This is a genomic window from Xanthomonas sp. SHU 199 (genome assembly GCF_000364665.1).
In the GTDB taxonomy this organism is placed as follows: Bacteria; Pseudomonadota; Gammaproteobacteria; order Xanthomonadales; family Xanthomonadaceae; genus Xanthomonas_A; species Xanthomonas_A sontii.
This window is the reverse complement of the sequence record NZ_AQOI01000805.1, coordinates 1-1242: the sequence shown is the minus strand read 5'-3', so window position 1 is coordinate 1242 and position 1242 is coordinate 1. Positions and strand designations below refer to the sequence as shown.

Sequence of the window (1242 nt, the reverse complement as noted above, 5' to 3'; positions counted from 1 at the left end):
CCCCCCCCCCCCAGCCACAGGTACGGCAGGTTGGCGTGGTCGGCGCCCAGGTAGTTGTAGATCGGGCTCATGTTGCTCTGCTGCAGGCCGAAGCTGTACTGCACGCCGAAGAAACCGGCGTTGAGCGCCAGCACGCGCGAGAGCGGAAGCAGGGGACGATCGGAACGCATCAGCATCGGCATCGGCCTGGGCGGGTCGGGCACGCGGGAGGCGTGCCACAGCGGCGGAGCGGAGTGTTGCTGCGCCTGCAATCGTTTGTAACGCTGCGCTGCACCATGCAGAATGCCTCGAATTCTCAGCGAGAAGGTTGGCGTAAGCGCCATTGGTGGATTTGCTGCACTGCAAATTGCAATCGATTGCGGACGGCCGTATCTGTACGCCGCCGCACCCACCGACCGCGCCGCGCCCTGCCCGTTCCGGCAGCGGCGCGCCGCCACCCACTGCACCACTCGCTTCGGGAGAGACAGCGATGCACCACCCTTCGATCCGCCTGCAGACCCTGGCCCTGGCCGTCGCCGCGGCGCTGTCCGCACCGGCGGCGCTCGCGCAACAGGCCACGCCCGCCGCTGCCGACGCCCCGGCGGCGCAGGGCGACGTGGTCAGCCTGGACTCGGTCTTCGTCACCGGCACCGCCACGCCCAAGAGCAAGCTCAAGTCCAGCGTCTCGGTCAGCACCGTCGGCGCCGAGGCGATCGAACAGTCGGCGCCGCGCAGCACCGCCGAGATCTTCCGCAACATCCCCGGCATCCGCTCCGAATCCAGCGGCGGCGAAGGCAACGCCAACATCGCCGTGCGCGGCCTGCCGGTCGCCTCCGGCGGCGCCAAGTTCCTGCAGTTGCAGGAAGACGGCCTGCCGGTGCTGGAATTCGGCGACATCGCCTTCGGCAATGCCGACATCTTCCTGCGCGCCGACTACAGCCTTGAGCGCATCGAGGCGATCCGCGGCGGTTCGGCCTCCACCTTCGCCAGCAACTCGCCCGGCGGCATCATCAACTTCATCAGCAAGACCGGCGACACCGCCGGCGGCAGCGTCGGCCTCACCCGCGGCTTGGGCGGCTACGACAACACCCGCCTGGACTTCGACTACGGCGCGCCGTTCGCCGAGCACTGGCAGTTCAACGTCGGCGGCTTCTACCGCCGCGGCGACGGCGTGCGCGATGCCGGCTACACCACCGACAAGGGCGGCCAGCTCAAGGCCAACCTGACCCGGCTGTTCGACAACGGCTACGTGCGCGTCTACGC

1 protein-coding gene and 1 pseudogene are annotated in these 1242 nt (G+C 69.0%); one reads left to right on the top strand and one right to left on the bottom strand.

All coding sequences use genetic code 11. The features are described from left to right. A pseudogene (locus D183_RS27095) lies at positions 1–170 on the bottom strand (MFS transporter); the annotation flags it as partial. A 299-nt stretch (positions 171–469) separates the two neighbouring features. On the opposite strand from D183_RS27095, the gene D183_RS25640 reads away from it, so the two are divergent. Continuing rightward, the coding region (locus tag D183_RS25640) for a TonB-dependent receptor plug domain-containing protein (RefSeq protein WP_039729356.1) at positions 470–1242 on the top strand (773 nt) is incomplete at its 3' end.